14 protein-coding genes are annotated in these 18,814 nt (G+C 38.9%); 9 read left to right on the top strand and 5 right to left on the bottom strand.

Annotated features, from left to right (window positions below; all coding sequences use genetic code 11):
* Window positions 1-14 precede the first annotated feature (14 nt).
* Together hydA and AC3G7N_RS01040 are read left to right on the top strand one after the other, a co-directional pair.
* Window positions 15-1,427: a dihydropyrimidinase gene (gene hydA / locus AC3G7N_RS01035; RefSeq protein ID WP_489420272.1), complete on the top strand. Its 1,413-nt coding sequence runs from the start codon at window positions 15-17 to the stop codon at window positions 1,425-1,427.
* 495 nt (window positions 1,428-1,922) lie between these two features.
* Window positions 1,923-2,159, top strand: coding sequence for a hypothetical protein (locus AC3G7N_RS01040; protein WP_489420273.1), 237 nt, complete (start codon window positions 1,923-1,925; stop codon window positions 2,157-2,159).
* A gap of 174 nt (window positions 2,160-2,333) precedes the next feature.
* Here AC3G7N_RS01040 and AC3G7N_RS01045 read toward each other — a convergent pair whose 3' ends face one another.
* Both AC3G7N_RS01045 and AC3G7N_RS01050 read right to left on the bottom strand, forming a co-directional pair.
* Window positions 2,334-3,803, bottom strand: coding sequence for an NCS1 family transporter (locus tag AC3G7N_RS01045; protein ID WP_489420274.1), 1,470 nt, complete (start codon window positions 3,801-3,803; stop codon window positions 2,334-2,336).
* Window positions 3,804-4,122: 319 nt separating this feature from the next.
* On the bottom strand, window positions 4,123-5,763 hold the full coding sequence (locus AC3G7N_RS01050) for a PucR family transcriptional regulator (RefSeq protein WP_489420275.1): 1,641 nt from the start codon (window positions 5,761-5,763) through the stop codon (window positions 4,123-4,125).
* A gap of 238 nt (window positions 5,764-6,001) precedes the next feature.
* Here AC3G7N_RS01050 and AC3G7N_RS01055 point away from each other — a divergent pair, with 238 nt between their 5' ends.
* From AC3G7N_RS01055 to AC3G7N_RS01080, 6 genes are all read left to right on the top strand, one after another.
* Window positions 6,002-7,372: an aspartate aminotransferase family protein gene (locus tag AC3G7N_RS01055; protein ID WP_489420276.1), complete on the top strand. Its 1,371-nt coding sequence runs from the start codon at window positions 6,002-6,004 to the stop codon at window positions 7,370-7,372.
* Window positions 7,373-7,417: 45 nt separating this feature from the next.
* Window positions 7,418-8,878, top strand: a complete 1,461-nt coding sequence (locus tag AC3G7N_RS01060) for a CoA-acylating methylmalonate-semialdehyde dehydrogenase (RefSeq protein ID WP_489420277.1) — start codon at window positions 7,418-7,420, stop codon at window positions 8,876-8,878.
* 300 nt (window positions 8,879-9,178) lie between these two features.
* The gene (locus tag AC3G7N_RS01065; protein WP_489420278.1) at window positions 9,179-10,597 is read left to right on the top strand and encodes a sodium/proline symporter; all 1,419 of its coding nucleotides are present in this window, start codon (window positions 9,179-9,181) and stop codon (window positions 10,595-10,597) included.
* Between the two features lie 5 nt (window positions 10,598-10,602).
* Window positions 10,603-11,094 (top strand): hypothetical protein, encoded by a 492-nt coding sequence (locus AC3G7N_RS01070; protein WP_489420279.1) that lies wholly within the window; start codon window positions 10,603-10,605, stop codon window positions 11,092-11,094.
* A gap of 268 nt (window positions 11,095-11,362) precedes the next feature.
* On the top strand, window positions 11,363-12,046 hold the full coding sequence (locus AC3G7N_RS01075) for a uracil-DNA glycosylase (protein ID WP_489420280.1): 684 nt from the start codon (window positions 11,363-11,365) through the stop codon (window positions 12,044-12,046).
* Between the two features lie 139 nt (window positions 12,047-12,185).
* Window positions 12,186-13,526, top strand: a complete 1,341-nt coding sequence (locus tag AC3G7N_RS01080; protein ID WP_489420281.1) for a C1 family peptidase — start codon at window positions 12,186-12,188, stop codon at window positions 13,524-13,526.
* Between the two features lie 48 nt (window positions 13,527-13,574).
* On the opposite strand, the gene AC3G7N_RS01085 is transcribed toward AC3G7N_RS01080, so the two are convergent.
* The 3 genes from AC3G7N_RS01085 to AC3G7N_RS01095 are packed head-to-tail and all read right to left on the bottom strand — an operon-like array spanning window position 13,575 to window position 16,633.
* Window positions 13,575-14,612 carry a C45 family autoproteolytic acyltransferase/hydrolase gene (locus AC3G7N_RS01085; RefSeq protein WP_489420282.1) on the bottom strand — a complete coding sequence of 346 codons (1,038 nt, stop codon included), beginning with the start codon at window positions 14,610-14,612 and terminating at the stop codon, window positions 13,575-13,577.
* Between the two features lie 15 nt (window positions 14,613-14,627).
* On the bottom strand, window positions 14,628-15,776 hold the full coding sequence (locus tag AC3G7N_RS01090) for a M20 peptidase aminoacylase family protein (protein WP_489420329.1): 1,149 nt from the start codon (window positions 15,774-15,776) through the stop codon (window positions 14,628-14,630).
* A 20-nt stretch (window positions 15,777-15,796) separates the two neighbouring features.
* Window positions 15,797-16,633 (bottom strand): MurR/RpiR family transcriptional regulator, encoded by an 837-nt coding sequence (locus AC3G7N_RS01095; RefSeq protein WP_489420283.1) that lies wholly within the window; start codon window positions 16,631-16,633, stop codon window positions 15,797-15,799.
* 673 nt (window positions 16,634-17,306) lie between these two features.
* Between AC3G7N_RS01095 and AC3G7N_RS01100 the strand changes: the two genes are divergently transcribed.
* A complete protein-coding gene (locus AC3G7N_RS01100; protein WP_489420284.1) occupies window positions 17,307-18,731 on the top strand; it encodes a YfcC family protein in 1,425 nt (474 codons plus the stop codon).
* Window positions 18,732-18,814 lie beyond the last annotated feature (83 nt).

Below are 18,814 nucleotides of genomic sequence, written 5' to 3' on the forward strand. Positions count from 1 at the left end.
AGGGGTTGACAAGGATGAAAAAATTGATAAAAAATGGAACGATTGTAACGGCTGCTGACAAATACGAAGCTGATGTGCTGATTGAGGATGGCAAGGTGGCGGCGATTGGCACCCATCTTAATGAAGATACAGATGAAGTGATTGATGCAAAAGGGGCATACCTTTTTCCAGGGGGCGTTGACCCACACACGCATTTGGATATGCCATTTGGTGGAACGGTAACTGCTGATGACTTTGAAACAGGAACGATTGCTGCGGCTTATGGGGGTACGACAACGGTTATCGACTTTTGCTTAACGAATAAGGGAGAGCCGTTAAGAAATTCCGTTAGTCATTGGCATGAAAAATCAAAAGATAAGGCAGTCATTGATTATAGTTTCCATTTAATGATAGGTGAAGTAAATGACGCTGTACTACGTGAACTCCCTTCGATTATTGAAGAAGAAGGTATTACATCGTTTAAAGTATTTATGGCTTATAAAAATGTCTTTCAAGTGGATGACAGCGTACTGTTTCGTACACTTTTAACTGCAAAAGAACATGGTGCCCTAGTCATGGTGCATGCTGAAAATGGTGATGTCATTGATCACCTCGTAACAGAAGCATTAGACAAAGGTAACACAGATCCAATCCATCATGCATTGACGAGGCCACCAGAATTAGAGGGGGAAGCAACAGGAAGAGCTGTCGAGCTAACTGGCCTTGCAGACTCCCAACTGTACGTTGTGCATGTGACTTCTGCTGCTGCACTTGAAAAAATAACAGAAGCTCGTCGAAAGGGTTACAACGTATGGGGTGAGACTTGCCCACAGTATTTAGTATTAGACCAATCAAATTTAGAAGAGCCTAACTTTGAGGGAGCTAAGTATGTGTGCTCACCGCCATTACGTGAAAAATGGAATCAAGATGTACTCTGGAATGCATTAAAAAACGGTCAACTGCAAACGTTAGGTTCTGACCAATGCTCCTTTAATTTTAAAGGCCAGAAAGACTTAGGAAAAGGCGATTTCACGAAAATCCCTAACGGTTGTCCGATTATCGAAGATCGCTTTAGTCTCTTTTTCTCTGAAGGAGTTAAAAAAGGACGTATTTCGATCAATCAATTTGTTGATATGGTCTCGACGCAGCCAGCGAAGCTTTTTGGATTGTTTCCACAAAAAGGGACGATTGCAGTCGGCAGTGATGCTGATATCGTAATTTTTGACCCAGATCGGGAACGTACATTATCTGTTGATACGCATCATATGAACGTTGATTATAACCCATTTGAAGGAATGAAAGTCACCGGCGAACCAATATCTGTACTCTCACGTGGAGAATTTGTAATCCGCGACAAACAATTTGTTGGAAGTCCAGGAGAAGGTAACTATTTAAAACGAAAACGGTTTAATAGCGACAATAAAGTAACCGAAGAATCTTTGAGTTAAGCTATTTTCTAAAAGATGGTTTCTATTAAATAAGGCTTCTGCTTTTTCATAAGGATTATTGCTATTTAATCTACGCAGTTGATATAAACTGCGACGTAACATACCGCTCCGGAAATACACTACGCTTTCCGCGGGCTCGCGCTGAGCCTCCTCGCGAGCAAAAACCGCTCACTGCGGGGTCTCATCGTCTTCGCTGTTTCCGCAGAAGTCTTCGTGTATTTCCTCCGCTAACATGGTGTCTGGAAGCAGTACTATATAGCTCCTTTCACTATTATGGCAGTTGATTGGAGCGGAGGACCGTTGACTCCTGCGGGAACAGCACGAGTCTGAAGACCCCGCAGCGGTGGTCTTCCGCGAGGAGGCTGAAGCCGTGCCCGCGGAAAGCAACGGTCCGTAGCGGAAATCAACCAGCAATTACGTCGCAGTTTATAGATTTTGTGGCAAAGACAACAATCTTTTAGAAAAAGCCTTGAGTTAAAAAGGAGGAAATAAAAAGTGGAAAGGCCAAAGTCGCACCACAAAGAATTTCTGGGAGAAAAAGAAAAAATCGACAATTTGTATAGTAAGGGATATCAAATTACCGCGGTTAACGAAACACTAAGTGGTGCATTTGTAGAGTTTTCCCGGATCACTGAGGAAAAGGGGCTGGAAAAAGAGGAACTTCAACTATTAAATCCAGACACCAGAATTTATTTCTCAACTCTCATACGGGCCCAGCAAAAAGCACAATAAGATAAGTAAGTTGACTATTTTTGCTACGAATAAAAAGGCTACACGTAATTGAACAGTTACGTGTAGCCTTTTTAACATGTACTTTTTACTGATCCCTTTTATTAGCTATAGACCCATTTGTGAAAGCGCATACAATTATGCGTAAGCTGGCTACACGAAAATACATTGCAGTGTCTACAAGTTCGCTACATCATCTTTTGATTCTATTTCAACATCGGTATCTATTATCCAGTCCCGTCCAACTGTTATTCCTAAGTACTTTTCATCGTCTGGATCTTCTATCTCCTTCTGATTATATTTCTTGAACCACCAATATTTAGCTAAAACATAGTAAGCTGCTGATCCCACAATAAACCCAATAATGAAGGAGTAATCCAAAAATAGACACGCTACTGCTCCACCTATAATCCAGGATAAAAATCCAGCAATATTTATGCCTTTCCAATAAGAGTATTGACCATCGTTTTTGTATAAATCAGGTACATTCACTCTTCGCTTGCGCAATACATAATAGTCTACAAACAAAACCCCTGTTATAGATGATAAAATTGCCCCGATGATTAATAAAGCGGTTAATATTACGTCCATAACATTCCAGGGTTGAATGATGATCCCCACGATTCCTGCTATAAAGACAGCTACAGCATAGGAAACTTTAGGTCCTCCTGCGTTTGAATAAATAGCCGCAGCAGGAACGAGGTTGGCAGAAATATTGGTAGACCACTGCGTGAGAATAACCATGATCAATAACACCCATAGCATCCATCCAGTCGTACTATCCTGCAGGGCTATTACGGGATTATTTGTAGAAGCGGCTGTAAATGATGCAGCTCCAATCATAATCATGAAACATCCCGTCAATGGGAGTGCGATAACACTTCCAATTAGGATACCTTTATTCCGCTTAAACCAATTTCTCTCAAATTTTGGTGCCTTAATGTGTCTTGAAATGGTTGGAATGTCAGCACCTAAAGTGGCCCAAAATCCCATATTAGCGAAAACAACAACCATAAATGCTGTTATTGTTGCAACTCCAGAAACAGGACTTTCAACCCATGTCCATACACTTTTTCCTTGTTCTAGTGCTTGAGTTGATAACGTGGTGTACATCCATATGGAAACAATAATAATGAATGGTACCGAAAATTCCGCAAACCTTTCAACCCATTTTATCCCGAGTGCAGTGTTTATTAATTGAAATAAGGCAAACAAAAGAAAACAAATGAACCAATTATCGTAACCATAAAGAATAGTTAAAATTACACTAATTGCAGTTGCGCCAAAGTAAGTATTTACACCAAACCAAAATGATGCTGAGACAGCACGGATAATGGAAGGGAAATGGGTTCCGACTATACCAAATGGTGCTCTCATGTAGACTGGGAAAGATATTCCGTGTTCAATTCCGATATCCCCGATTAACGTAATAAATATGCCAATAGCAAGCGATCCTATGAAGGTTGCCGTAACGACCCAACCTAGAGGAATGCTCTGAATTCCTGCAGCACCAATCGCGAATGTTGCTAACAGAACGCTCATTCCAATCCACATGAAGAAGAAACCAGTCGTACTAATGGACTTTTCTTTATAGGAAATTGGAAGTAAATCAGGTGACTTTAGGTAATTCCCCGAATTCCGTTTCATTAATAAACCCTCCTGTTAAGATAATTCACCTATCTTATTCTGCTAACAATAAATTCAGCAAAAATACCTATCACTAGATTGTTCTTCAAGTAACAGCTCAGTTGCATTAACTAAAAAACAGGGGTCATGATTCTTTCGCATACGAATTACCGATAGACATGATTGTAACTTCAAAACGTCCTCCATTCCTTTTGAATTTGGATTTTTTAGAATTAGCAGAATATAGTTTAACTATAAAGTAAAGTGCCTTTAAGAACACTAAACACAATGTTACATATGATGATGGCTTGTTTTACATAGTGTATATTTTTTGCTAATTTCAGTGATTATTGACAGGGATATTTTTAACTAAATAATAAGCTTTAATAGCAGTTTCAAGTGCCAAACGATTCATTGGCTCCATAAATCCTTCTCCGATTAATTGTTCGATTTTTCCCAGTCGGTGATAGAGTGTCTGGCGAACAATAAACAACCGTTCGGCTGCTTCCTTTTTAGAACCGCAACAATCCAAATATATTTCTAGTGTTGTAAACAGTTCACTTTTCATTTCTTTGTCGTATTTTAATAAGGTCCCTATATAGTCGTTAATATAAGATTCAAGGTGCCCACTTTCCTGTAGTAGGAGAAGAAGTCGGTATACACCAATATTGTCGTAAAAAAATGTTTGCACTTTTTTTGATTCTTGTAAGATTAAAACATCTCTAGCTTCTTCATAACTTCTGGATAGTAGCGTACTATCTTTGTGGACGTTACTTACACCAAACATACATTTACTGCCATTCAAGATGTTGGTTTCTTTTATGTCAAGTATGGTTTGTATTATTTGTAAAAGCTTTGTATTGTCTTTTATTAAATGCTCTTCCGTAGTAAAGGAAGAAATAATTGCAAATTCATTTTTCCCGATGGATACAGCTGGAAAAAATCCATGTTGCTTGAAAAGAGACTTGACCATCATAGATCGTTGTAATTTTATTTCTTCCCAGTCTTTTTCAACTAAATTTAATTCAGGGTAATTTGTTTTGATTAGAATAACCCTATAGTACAAATTCATTGTCAGGGATGGGATGACTGTTTGAAGTTCGTTAAGGTCATACTTCTTACCTTGTAATAAATTCCGAACAAGTTCATCTTCCTGGTTTTGTTTTCTTTCTTCAATCGTTCTGTTTCTCAACATGATTTGTGCGATGGCAAGTGCAGCACAATCCATTACAGTAAAGAAAAACTCATCTAGTACGCTATCTTTTACTTGTAAGCATAAATATCCCCAAACTTGTCCTAGCCCCTTTACCGGAAACAATGCAAAGCTTTCTTCATTTAATGAAAAAAAACGTTGTTGCCTACTTTGTTCCTTGAACCCTTTAAAATAGGAACGTATTACTTCGTCCATGTCCTTAACTTCAGGAGGGTAATAGTAGGATTTAGTATCCATTGTAATAAATAAGGTGCTTTTTTTAAAGTTAGCGTATAGTTCCTGGAGAATTTTTAATATACCGTTTGGTGAAAGAGAGAGCTCATTAAATCTTTTAGAAAGTAAATTTAATCGATTCAGTTCTACATGATGTTGGTTAATAATTAATGAATGAAGGTCTTGAGTGATGTCAACAAATTTTACAACCTTTTCAAATATAATGATTGGGAAATCATGTTCATCTGCTAGTTGTATTACTTCGGATGAAATTTTATTGACATGAGTGCCAATTTCAATACAAATACCTACAGCATTTCTCTCTATTAATTTTTTAACATAGGTAGATTTGGTTTGTGAATCAAGCTCCAGGCCAGCACCGGTTGTTAGAATTAATTCGCCTCCATTTATTAAGGATTCGAATTTGTTCGTTTCCAATATATGCGTCCATTTCACCAGATTCTCCAATCCATTCCTTCCAGCTATAACTTTAGCATGTTGAAATGTATCTCTAGTTAGTACATTTTTAATGGTTAATTGGAATCCACTTATCAAGTTACATTCCTCCAAATCGTTAAGTCAAATTGTAAATGATTTAACCTTATGTAAAGTGACAATGTTGGGAATTATTTGTAAAATAAATTATGAAGTATAGTTGAATCAGTGTCAACTTCAAGTAATACAAAATTAGATGGGAAATTGGACATATGTGCCCTGTAAAGTAAACGCTTACAAAAAATGTTAGTGGACAATGCGTAAAGTCAAACGTTGTCCTGAGGAGGGAGAAGATAGCATGGAAACTGTAGAAGAACAGAACAAGAAGTTACTTACTGAAAAGGACCGTCAACATGTATGGCATCATGTTTCACCGTATAATAAAAACAATCCTGCTATGGTTGTAACGGAAGCAAAAGGATCTTGGATTACTGACCATAGTGGAAATAGGTTACTTGATGGAATGTCCGGGCTTTGGTGTGTCAACGTTGGTTATGGAAGAGAAGAGCTGGCGCTAGCGGCATATGAACAAATGAAACAGATGGCTTATGCCCCTATGATTCAAAGTCATGTCCCGGCAATAGAGCTTGCTGAAAAGATAAACGACTTATTGGATGACGATTATATGATCTTCTATTCCAACAGTGGTTCAGATGCTAATGAAGTAGCATTTAAGATTGCTCGCCAATACCATCAGCAAAATGGAGAATCTTCCAGATATAAGTTTATTTCCCGTTACCGGGCATACCATGGTAGTTCGATGGGGGCATTGTCGGCAACTGGTCAAGCATTACGAAAATACAAATACGAACCACTTTCATCTGGATTTCTGCACGTGGCACCTCCAGATAATTTTCGAAGGCCTTTAGGGCAATCCGTAGAAGAGTATAATTTATTACGAGCTGAGGAAATAGAAGAAAAAATTATATGGGAACAGAAAGAGACCATTGCAGGGATTATCATGGAACCACTAATTACTGGTGGAGGTGTGTTAATTCCGCATCCGGTATATGTGAAAAAAGTACAAGAGATCTGCAAACGACATGGTGTTTTATTAATTATTGATGAGGTTATTTGCGGGTTTGGCAGAACAGGTAAGATGTTCGGTCATATGCATTATGATAGTAAGCCGGATGTTATTACGATGGCTAAGGGACTTACAAGTGCCTATCTGCCATTGTCAATTACTGCTGTTCGTAAAGACCTTTATGAAACGTTTAAAAGTAGTGAAGAAAATAGCCACTTTCGCCATGTTAATACATTTGGAGGGAACCCGGCAGCCTGTGCAGTTGCTTTAAAAAATATCGAGATAATTGAGCAAGAAAATCTAGTGTCGAGAGCTGCAATCTTAGGGGATCGCCTCGAAAAAGAGTTAGAAGAATTGAAAGATCATCCATACATTGGAGATATTCGTAGTCTAGGATTTTTAATGGGAATCGAATTGGTAGAAGATAAAGTGACAAAAGAGCCTGCAAATGCTCAGCGGGTTGGCAAAATCATTGGGGAGTGTAAAGCCAATGGTTTAATCATTGGAAAAAATGGAGATACAGTAGCGGGATATAATAACGTTTTGACAATTTGCCCGCCGCTTTCCAGTTCGGATGAAGATTTGGATTTCATTATTACTGTATTGAAAAAGGTCTTTAAAGAAAATGAATCCTTAAACTAAAGTGAGAGCTGCTTAAACATACCAAAAATCTAGGAGGTTATTATGATGACTCAAACTATTGTAAAATCACTTAAAAACTATGTTGGCGGAAAGTGGATTGAGGCAAAATCAGAGAAAACCGAAAGCGTATATAATCCTGCCACAGGAGAAGTAATCGCACATGTACCTATTTCCTCAAAAGAAGACTTGGATCATGCAGTAGAAGTAGCTAATGATGCTTTTCAAAGTTGGAAGGAAGTTGCGGTTCCAAAACGTGCTCGTATTCTATTTAAATATCAACAATTGCTAGTTGAACACTGGGATGAACTAGCAGAATTGCTGACAACCGAAAACGGTAAAAGTCTAAAAGAAGCACAAGGGGAAGTATTGCGTGGAATAGAATGTGTCGAGTATGCATCAGGGGCACCGTCATTAATGATGGGTAGCCAATTGCCTTCGATTGCAACGGGTCTTGAATCTGGTGTCTACCGCTACCCTATTGGTGTAATAGGTGGAATTACACCATTCAATTTTCCAATGATGGTTCCATGCTGGATGTTCCCGATGGCGATTGTTACCGGTAATACGTTCATATTAAAACCATCTGAGCGTACACCGTTACTTGCAAATCGTTTAGCTGAATTACTAGAAGAAGCAGGATTGCCTAAAGGTGTATTCAATATAGTTCACGGGGCACATGATGTTGTAAATGGATTATTAGATCACAAGGATATAGCTGCTATTTCATTTGTAGGTTCACAACCAGTTGCCGAATATGTTTACAAAAAAGGTACCGAAAACCTCAAACGTGTCCAGGCGCTTGCAGGGGCAAAAAATCATTCTGTCGTACTAAACGATGCTAACCTGGAAAATGCGGCTGACCAAATAATAGGAGCTGCCTTTGGTTCGGCAGGCGAGCGCTGCATGGCATGCTCTGTTGTAGCTGTAGAAGATTCAATTGCTGATGAATTTATTGAAAAACTTGTTCAAAAAGCCAATGAAGTAAAAATTGGTAATGGATTGGATGACGGCGTATTCTTAGGTCCAGTTATTCGCGATAATCATAAAGAACGTACACTACAATATATTGAAGATGGTGAAAAAGAAGGAGCGAAACTGATTCGGGATGGTCGTAAAGATGAAAGTGCTCACCGGGAAGGCTATTTTGTCGGACCAACTATATTTGATTGTGTAACAAGTGACATGAAAATTTGGGAAGATGAAATTTTTGCTCCTGTTCTATCTGTTAGCAGAGTAAAAAACTTAGAAGAAGCGGTTGAGCTAACGAACAAATCCCGTTTTGCAAATGGTGCATGTATTTTCACAAAAGATGGCGGTAGTGTACGCACTTTCCGTGAGACGATAGACGCAGGTATGCTCGGGGTGAATATTGGTGTACCAGCTCCAATGGCATTTTTCCCATTCTCTGGATGGAAAGATTCCTTTTATGGTGACTTACATGCAAATGGTAAAGATGGCGTTGAGTTCTATACACGAAAGAAAGTAGTTACTACTCGCTGGGTGTAATTGTAGCACATCTATAAATGAGTTAAAAAGGGATAGTGACGAAGAAAGCTTTCTTCGTCACTATCTAGTCTTTGGGGCACTAACGATGCCCAATCATGGGATCAGTAATTCACTTTACTTACTCAAAGTTTGTTAGGGAGGGGTTACATATGTTCAATTTACCTGCTGAAACGTTCTGGTTAATTGTTCCATGGCCTTTTATTTGGCTAACGTTAGGTATTATTATGTATTTCATCAAAAAAAGAGATGATGAACTGGAAGACGAATTTTATTCAAAATCAGATGATAAGGAGTTGAGCCATGCAGAGCACGTCAATGAGTGGATACATGTTTCTAGGTGGTCCAGCACTAGCATTTCAACAAGGTTGGTATGCAATATGGTATGCAATCGGTGATGCGGGCGGAGGCATTGTTAACCTATCTGTTCTAGGAAAAAGAATGCGGCGTATGTCTGAGATTTTGGGTGCACTATCACCTATTGAGTATTTAGAAAAACGTTTTGAAAGCGCAGCTGTAAGCATTGTTGGATCCATTATTTCTATCATTTTTTTATTTGCTTATGTTTTTGCGCAGTTTATTGCGTCTGGCAAGGCACTGGAATCTCTAACCGGGTTGCCATATGAGTGGGCACTTATTATTGGGGTTAGTGTAATCGTAGCCTATACGGTGATCGGCGGATATTTAGCTGTAGTTTGGACAGACTTCTTCCAAGGAATTGTCATGGTTTTAGGGGTTTTGGGTATTTTGGTTATGGGGCTTATCCATGTTGGAGGACTCTCTGGCTTAAACCAGGCTCTTGGTCAAATTGATTCTTCCTACTTGAGCATATGGGGAAAAGACCTTGAATTCTATGGACAGTGGGGCGTTATTCTAGGAGCTGTTTTAATTTACTCTATTGGGTATATGGGACTTCCACATGTAGTTGTAAGACACATGTCAATGAAAAGCACGAAGACAGTGAAAACGGCTACACTTTGGACGGCGATATACAATCAGCTTTTTGCATACGCACCATATTTACTAGGGTTTATTGGAATCATTATGCTACCAAATCTGGCAGATCCGGAAATGGTTATTCCGACACTAGCATATGAATTTTTTCCAGGGATTTTTGCGGCAATACTACTTTCAGCTATAATGGCGGCAATTATGTCAACTTCTGATTCTATTTTAATGCAAGCTGGAACCATTTTATCACGAGACGTTTATCAACGATTTATTGATAAAAAAGCTAGTCAATCCAAAATGATTCGTGTCTCACGCCTTAGTATTCTTCTTGCAGGTGTAATTGGAGTCGTTGTCGCAATAAATCAGCCGCCTTCCGTATTTGCTCTCGTGATTTTTGCGTTCGGCACACTGGGGAATAGCTTTCTAGTCCCTTATGTATGTTCGGTTTATTGGAAAAATGCCAATAAAATAGGGGTATTGTGCGCAATGATTGGTGGTGGACTAACCAATATTCTTTGGACATCTTTTGATTGGCAAAGCGCTACAGCAATCCATCCGTTCCTAGGAGGATTAATGGTTTCCATCTTAGGAATGATCATTGGTAACAGGTTTGGATCTACCCCCTCTGAACCCATTCAGAAGGCATTTGATGATGCAAAAGGTCCACGGAAATTACCTAAAAATATTGAAAAGAATATAGCACGCGATATTGGGCCTGAGGCAAGAATTATTGCTGATTTTGTAGGCCAGAAAGCTCCGGTCAAAGGGTGATGTTAATGAATGAAACAGTCCAAGCAGAAGCGGTAGGTTTTAATAATCATGAAATAAAGATTTACCTTGAAAGGATGGATACGAATAGATCCTTTAAGGTGGATCAACTTGTATTTTATCCTTACTTCTTTTTTGAATATGAGCTTGAAAGAAAAAGCTTTTTTCATCCACTTGGTGGAGCGGTAGGCTGTACCGTTGACGGGATAAATGGGGTCGGTGCTGTAATTGATACATCCCCTGACTTTAAGGAACAAGCAATAACTACTGAAAAAATCATTCAAAAAAAATTAGATACAGTGGAGGCTAAGGGAATTGCGGAAAAGTTTCTGTATAACTCTATTTCCTATAAAATGAAAGTTCTCTCTATGCCAAGGTTAGAGCTAGTAAAGCAGGAAGTATTTTATCGACCATACTGGATTGCAGAAGGTGGCGCTTACTCGTCTAATCAATTTTTGCTGACAGTTGATGCAGTAACTGGAAAGTACCACCCGTTGTAACTTACATAGTTGCTTTTGGATGCCCGTCCGTTGAGGGAAGTGGCTTGTAAAGTGGAAGAGGCCATGGTTCTCAGGAGAAAAATGAGATTGCAAATAGGTTATTTCTTGTTATAATAGAATGTAGAATAGATTAGTTTAAAAAGGCGTTGCAGTTTGGTCACTGTGCCGTCTCTTTTTGTACTCTAAAAAAATATAAGCCTTTATCGGTATAAATAAAAAAATCTAAGGATTTCTCTGTTCTTGAATCTTTTTGAAAGGAAGTGTGCAGATGTCAAAACGGGTTTTGGAAAATGATTGGAAGCCGTTGTTGAGTGAGGAATTTAAGAAGCCCTACTATCTGAAATTGCGTGCATTTTTAAAAGAGGAGTATGCAGCACACACTGTGTATCCGCAAATGGATGATATTTTCAATGCGCTTCATATTACCCCTTTCCATCACGTGAAAGTAGTTATTCTTGGGCAAGATCCATATCACGGTCCAGATCAAGCGCACGGGTTGAGTTTTTCTGTGAAACCGGGTGTAGCTGTGCCACCATCTCTAAAGAACATTTTCAAAGAAATGAAAGATGATGTTGGTTGTCCCATGCCTGAAGATGGATACCTAGCTAGCTTGGCAAAACAGGGTGTGTTATTGCTAAATACAGTGTTGACCGTCCGAAAAGGACAAGCGCACTCTCATCAAGGAATGGGATGGGAGAATTTCACAGATCGGGTAATTACATTATTGAATGAAAAAGATACGCCTGTTATTTACATTCTGTGGGGGCGTGCTGCACAAAATAAACAAGCACTTATTGATACGGATAAACATTATTTGATTAAGGCCCCGCACCCGAGTCCTCTATCTGCTCATCGAGGCTTCTTTGGTAGCAAGCCTTTTTCAAAAACCAATCAATTATTAAAAGAGATTGAACTTGACGAAATTTGTTGGGGAGCAGTCAAAAAGGACTGAATAGTTGATATCTATTATGGAAGCTAGCAGATTCGCTCGTGACTAGAGTCTGCTGGTTTTTTATATTTTCAGAACTTTTGTTTTTATAAGGAAAAAAGCATACAATAAAAAAGAAATACGAATCGAAGGGGAGATACAGATGACAAAGAAAATAGCTGCGGAGATGGTTGAAACCTTTTCCAACAAGATTCATGAGTATTCTCAAAACCAGGTGATGAAACATGCAATAATGAAAAATGGAATACAGGGATCAACGGAAAATAAGGCATCTTCGGTTGCAATGAATTATGTGTTTTCCGAAGAAATTGAAACGGGGAAAGTAACGAACCAGCAACAAAGCGGGCGCTGCTGGATGTTCGCCGCATTGAATACGTTTTCACACCGAATGAATGATAGGTTCAATTTGAAGGATTTTGAGCTATCGCAGAATCATATAAACTTCTGGGATAAATTTGAAAAGGCGAATTACTTTTTGGAAAATATTCTTGAAACTACTGGCGAGCCATTGGATGGAAGATTGGTTTCCTGGATTTTGACGACACCGCAGCAGGACGGCGGGCAATGGGATATGTTAGTTTCGCTTATTGATAAGTACGGTGTTGTGCCGAAACAAGTGATGCCGGAAACTTTCCATAGCAGTAAATCTAGTGAATTAAACAATCTTATGAATGCCAAGTTGCGCAAAGATGCTATTAAACTACGACAATTGCATCAAGAAGATAAATCGGAATCAGATCTGCAGCAGGTCAAAGAAACGATGCTGTCCGAAATCTATACATTGCTGGTCTATTCTCTTGGTGAACCACCACAAACATTTGATTTCGAATACAGGGATAAAGATAAAGTTTTTCATAGAGAAGAAGGCGTCACTCCAAAAGAATTTTATAACAAATACGTGGGACTCGATTTGAATGATTATGTGAGCGTCATTAATGCTCCTACAGGGGATAAACCATACGGAAAAACGTATACGGTGCAGCATCTTGGCAACGTGGTCGGAGGTACTCCAATCAAGTATTTAAACGTAGATATGGAAACGTTAAAAAATCTTGCTATCAAGCAGATTCAGGAAAACGAAAGTGTCTGGTTCGGCTGTGATGTTGGGCAGGATTCCAACCGTAAAGACGGAATCATGGATTCATCTCTTTATGATTATGAGAAGGCGTTCGGATTTCCAATTCAAATGTCAAAAGGAGAACGTCTTGATTATCATGATGGCATGCTGACACACGCGATGGTTCTAACGGGGGTGAATATTGTAAACGGTAAGTCAAACAGATGGAAAGTCGAAAATAGCTGGGGCGAAAAAGTTGGCAATAAAGGCTATTTTGTAATGAGTGATGATTGGATGAATGACTATACGTATCAAGTGGTCGTTCATAAGAAATATCTCTCGGATGAACTAAAAAATGCCTGGGAGCAAGAACCGATTACGCTTAAACCTTGGGATCCGATGGGTTCATTAGCTATGATGAAATAAAAAAAGCCCGGTACCCGGTGAAAATCACTGGGTATCCGGGCTTTTCCATTATACTTGCTCACAAGGTCTACCTTCACTCCATTCAAGTTCATGATCCGTTAAATTCATTACAATACTGAATACGGTATCTATATCTTCATGTTCAGATTGATCCGGTTGACTGTGACGGCAGATAGAATCAGGGAAATGATCATGATTAGAAAGAATTTGAAATAGATCATCTTTTGTACTATTTTTACCTTCTAGTTTGTCTAAGAGATTATTAATTGTTGTAAGACGTGTAAAAGAGTTTGAACGTGCATCTTCTGTAATTTTTTCTTTTAGCCCGACAGAACATATGTGATTGGTGTGCGTTACGATCCCGTTATTGGGTTCTATTTTACCAGTATCTACTGGTGAAACCTCCATACCAATCATCTTCTCTGACTTGGAAGCAATCAAGAAATGTGCAGCTGATGCCATTTGATTATGATCTACTTTTGAAATTGCTTCTTCTAGTGCATACGATTCTAGTACGGCCCGTAATCCCAGATGAATGGGTACTTTTGGCTGCCAGGTGTCCGTTACTAGTGCATTGAGACAAACTCCGAGTCCTGCGCTGTTACAGCCTATTTTTCCGATGATGCCAGCTTCGGTGATCATTTGTATGGAAGGTAGCCCCTCTTGTTCAATATTTAATTGAACAAGTGCGTCTAGTTGGGAACCTTTCCAGTCCCAAGTCTGAGCCAGCCATGTTTTGGATGACTTTGGTTTTGTTAATGCAAAGGAAGTACAGCCGTCAGGTGCAGTTATTAGTGCGATTTCGCTTCTTGTATTGATTGCTAAAATATCCTCAAAGCTCACGCCAGCACCTTTAGCTAACCCTTCCATTTCTTCTAAATAACTTGAGTGATAATTCTCAATTGCATTGACGTGCAGCAATGCTTTTTCCTTGGCGTCTTTCCATGACATAGCAGCGTTTTGGTGAAACATCCTTTCATAGGTTTCTAATGTACGGTGAACTTTTTCTTTTGTTTTTTCACCATGTTTAAATCCTATTTCGTAGGATGATCCACTCAATTCTAGAATTTGTTTTCCGTTTGTCATTACCATGCACTCCCATTACGAATTTTGGTTAGTTGAGCTAGTCAGGTGTTGTAGGGTTTGCAAGACTGTATTTGTTAATATTTGTACACCTGGCAGTATCATTTTATGATCAAATGACATATTCGGATGATGTAATCCTGGTTTCAAATCACAACCTAGTCCAAGAACGGATGCTTTTATATGGCTCTTCTTCAATGTGTAAAAGTGGAAGTCTTCACTGCCAGTTGTGATTACAGGGTCTACTAAGTTTTCTTCACCCAAAACTTTTGTTATCGATTCAGCCATAAATTCCTGTGCTTGATGATCCACGATTGCTGATGCCATCATTGATTCCACAGATAACTTGATAGGTACATGGTAATAATCAGAAATGGATTCAACGGCATCCTGAACAGAAGTGGTTAATTTTTCAATCGTGTCATTGGTTTGTGCCCGTAAATCAATACTAAAACTAGCATTTCCTGGAATAATATTAGCACTATCACCACCAGCAAGAAATTTAGTGAACTTTACGGAATGTGGAATTAACGGGTCGATATGAATGTGATTTAACTTTTGGACTAATTCTGAGCCCACTTCGATAGCGTTTACACCGAGATGAGGACGTGCTCCGTGCGTATCTTCTCCTTGAATTATCCCAGTTATATGTCTTGCTGCCCCATGCAAAAGTGCTGGTGTTGCCATGCCGTTTTTCACTTCCTGAACCGGACGCAGGTGGACGCCATACAAATAATCAACATCGTCTACAACATTTTTTTCAATCATTTTTAACGCACCAGTACCTTTTTCCTCGGCTGGTTGAAAGATAAAACGAATGGTTCCATTGGAAATCCCACCCATTTCTTTAAAAGATAGAAGCACTCCAAGTACCATTGTCATATGAGAATCGTGACCACAGGAATGATTTGCTTGAAATTCTCCATCAACCTCTTGCCAGAGTGCATCTAAGTCTGCGCGGATAGCCACAACTGGTTTTCCATTTCCAATTTCTCCGATTACTCCTGTACAATCATCAAAAGTACGTACACTACAGCCGTTCTCTTTTAAAATATTTTCAATATATTTTGTCGTTTCTACCTCTTTCCAACTTATTTCAGGATGCGTGTGCAGGTGTTCAAAAATTTCCATTACCTTTGTTTCCAAATTTTTTGTATCCATATTGATCAAGTCTCCTTTACTGATGATTACAATTTAAATGTTTGTTTTAGTCGCTTTTCTTCCATTTTTATTTTATTTTGCCTGGTTCGTTCTGGCTCTTTTAGTGATATGCCTGAAACAAGCGCATTCATAAATGAAAACACAATCGGTGCTGTTTCGGAGTGACTTCTTTTTGAAAAGTAAACGGGAAACAGTAGGTCGGCGTAATCCGAAATAGGTGCTATTCCCGAATCTGTAATTCCGATAATAACCCAATCCCGCCGCTTTGCTTCTTCAGCAAGCATTAACGTTTCAATGGAATACGCGTGAAACGAAAAAACGATGAATACATGTTTTTGTGACCCAAATTCAAGGTGAGCATCCAAGTCAGGACGATATAACCTGGCATCGGTACCTATTGATTGAAGTGCATAGGTTAGCCAATGAGCCATCGAAAACGTATAACGCAGTCCCGAAATAAGTACTCGATCCGCATTTACCAGATACTTAATTGCTTCATTAAATGTTGCTTCACTTATGTTTTTAGAAGTTGATTGAATGTTAAACTGATCATTCAACATAACCTGTTCATGAAAAGGTCGACTTTTATCTTTTTCTTTGGACAGCGAATAATCCTCAAAGGTTCGTTTCTGATTAAAGACATAGGCGCGTACTTCTTTTTGAAGTTGGCTATACCCACTATATCCCAGTGTATGACAAAAACGAGTTATCATTGTTTCACTTACTCCGAGAGATTCTCCAACTTTTTTGGCTGGATTTGCTGCAAATGCTGTTGGTTCCTCAAGTAAATATTTAGCTACTTTTTTTAATCCTTTTGAAAGATCATCATACGATCGTTCTATTTTTTTGAATAAATCATCCACAAGCGTCCTCCTAAAAATAAAGGATAAATTTCAAAAACCTATTGATTTAAAAGAAATACTTTATTATAATCTATCATAACCTATTAGTTTTCACAATAATTATTCTTTTGAAAAGAAAGTGATTATTGAAAAGTATCTAGTGGGAGGGAGGTTGCACAAGTCACTTAACTAAAGGCTCTTTTCGTAAGTTTTGTTGCTATTTAATCCTTGCGAAAAATTTTGTCATAACATACCGCTCTGGAAATACACTACGCGCACCTTAGGGCTTGCGCTGAGCCTCCTCGCTCTTTCGAAAAGCGGAAGCGACTGCCCAGCGGCGTACAAATAGATAGGCAGGTGAACAGCAGGGTGCCTTTCCCCTACGTTCATCCTGACTAACTATTTGCTAGGCGCTAGGAGCCGCAGCTAGACATAGCAAAGAACGCTCACTGTGGGGTCTCATCGTCTTCGCTTTTCCCGCTGGAGTCTTCGTGTATTTCCTTCGCTAGCATGGTGTTTGACTTCCGCATCGGGCAGTCGCCTCCTGCTTAGAAAAGCAACAGCTGAAGATCCCGCAGGACAAGGAAGCGTCTGCCCTTCAACGTTGCCGCAATATGTAGTTTATTGATTTTGTGGCAAAAACAACAACAATCTTTTAGAAAACAGCCTAAATAAAAAAGGAGGCGCTTACGATATGTCTATAAAAAATAATTCTACCGATCTTCGCAAAAAGAGTAAGATGGAAATGCCTGATGCCTATATCATTATGTTGTTTATTATGCTATTGGCTGCAATATCGACCTATTTCTTACCATCAGGCGCATTCGACAGAGAGAAGCAAGGGGATATAACGGTCGTCATACCAGATAGCTTCCATGCTGTAGCTGGAAATCCAACTGGAATTCTGGATTTCTTTCTTTTCATTCAGAATGGTTTAGTTGAAACAGCAGGTATCATTTTCTTAGTATTAATTATAGGTGGGACGTTTGCAGTAATAGAATCGACTGGAGCGATAAATGCTTCGATTATGAAGGCAGTAGATAAAACAAAAAATCGGGAATATTTACTCATCATTTTTGTTGGAATTTTGCTTGCCATTGGTGGACTCACCGGTGCAATATCGAATGCAGTCATTGCATTTATTCCAATTGGGATCATCCTGGCGAAAGCATTAGATTTAGATGCTATAGCTGGTGTTGCGATTATTAAACTAACAGCATATGTCGGATTTAATACGTCATTTATGAGTCCTTTTACCGTGCTTATTGCACAAGATATTGCTGGACTTCCGTTATATTCTGGTATTATATTCAGATCAATTATGACTGTTGTTATATTTATCGTTACGATAGCTTATATCCTTTGGTATATAAAAAGGATAAAAAATGACCCTTCAAAAAGTCTTATGGGAGTGAATAGATTTCCAAAAGGCGATGAAAAAGTCAAGAAGGATGTACAACTGGAGTTTACTGGAAAGCATAAACTTATATTAGTATTTGTAGGCTTAGCAATTGTATTTTATATTGTTGGAGCATTGCAATTTGGTTGGTCACTTAACCACATGGCAGCCATTTTTCTAATTATATCGGTTGGAACTGGTATTATTGCAAAAATGTCTCCAAACTTTGTAGTGAAAGAATTCATGGCTGGTGCAAAAAACCTTGTTTACGGGGCTTTAATTATTGGACTAGCAAGAGCAATCGTACTTGTTCTGCAGAACGGTATGATTCTGGACACAATCGTTCATTGGCTGGCAGTCGCAATGGAACCTTTCTCGTCCGTGTTTGGGGCTATCGCCATGTTTATTGGGAATTCACTTTTCGCACTAGTTGTATCCTCCGGTAGTGGGAATGCAGTAGTTATGATGCCGATTTTGACACCACTCGCGGACATTATGGAGATACCTAGACAAGTTGCAGTTACAGCTTATCAGTTATCTGATGGGTTTATGAATAGTATTACGCCAGCGTCTGGTGTGCTGTTAGCTTGTTTGGCTATTGGCGGAGTTCCATGGACGAAATGGGTTAAGTTTATGATGCCTTTAATCGGTTTATGGTATGTATTATCTATGATATTTTTGGCTATTGGCGTAATTATTGGGTGGGGACCTAATTACTAATAAGTATTGTTCATATGAAATACGAAAGCTGCTAGAACTAATGTGCATGAATTAATTGCTGTTAGGACTAGCAGCTTTTCTTG

It is taken from the genome of Virgibacillus carmonensis, from assembly GCF_057836705.1.

Coding starts and splice junctions, on each gene's coding strand:
- AC3G7N_RS01065 (WP_489420278.1), top strand. CDS start 9,179: ATGCAGAGCACGTCAATGAGTGGATACATGTTTCTAGGTGGTCCAGCA.
- AC3G7N_RS01080 (WP_489420281.1), top strand. CDS start 12,186: ATGACAAAGAAAATAGCTGCGGAGATGGTTGAAACCTTTTCCAACAAG.
- AC3G7N_RS01100 (WP_489420284.1), top strand. CDS start 17,307: ATGTCTATAAAAAATAATTCTACCGATCTTCGCAAAAAGAGTAAGATG.
- hydA (WP_489420272.1), top strand. CDS start 15: ATGAAAAAATTGATAAAAAATGGAACGATTGTAACGGCTGCTGACAAA.
- AC3G7N_RS01070 (WP_489420279.1), top strand. CDS start 10,603: ATGAATGAAACAGTCCAAGCAGAAGCGGTAGGTTTTAATAATCATGAA.
- AC3G7N_RS01055 (WP_489420276.1), top strand. CDS start 6,002: ATGGAAACTGTAGAAGAACAGAACAAGAAGTTACTTACTGAAAAGGAC.
- AC3G7N_RS01045 (WP_489420274.1), bottom strand. CDS start 3,803: ATGAAACGGAATTCGGGGAATTACCTAAAGTCACCTGATTTACTTCCA.
- AC3G7N_RS01060 (WP_489420277.1), top strand. CDS start 7,418: ATGACTCAAACTATTGTAAAATCACTTAAAAACTATGTTGGCGGAAAG.
- AC3G7N_RS01085 (WP_489420282.1), bottom strand. CDS start 14,612: ATGACAAACGGAAAACAAATTCTAGAATTGAGTGGATCATCCTACGAA.
- AC3G7N_RS01075 (WP_489420280.1), top strand. CDS start 11,363: ATGTCAAAACGGGTTTTGGAAAATGATTGGAAGCCGTTGTTGAGTGAG.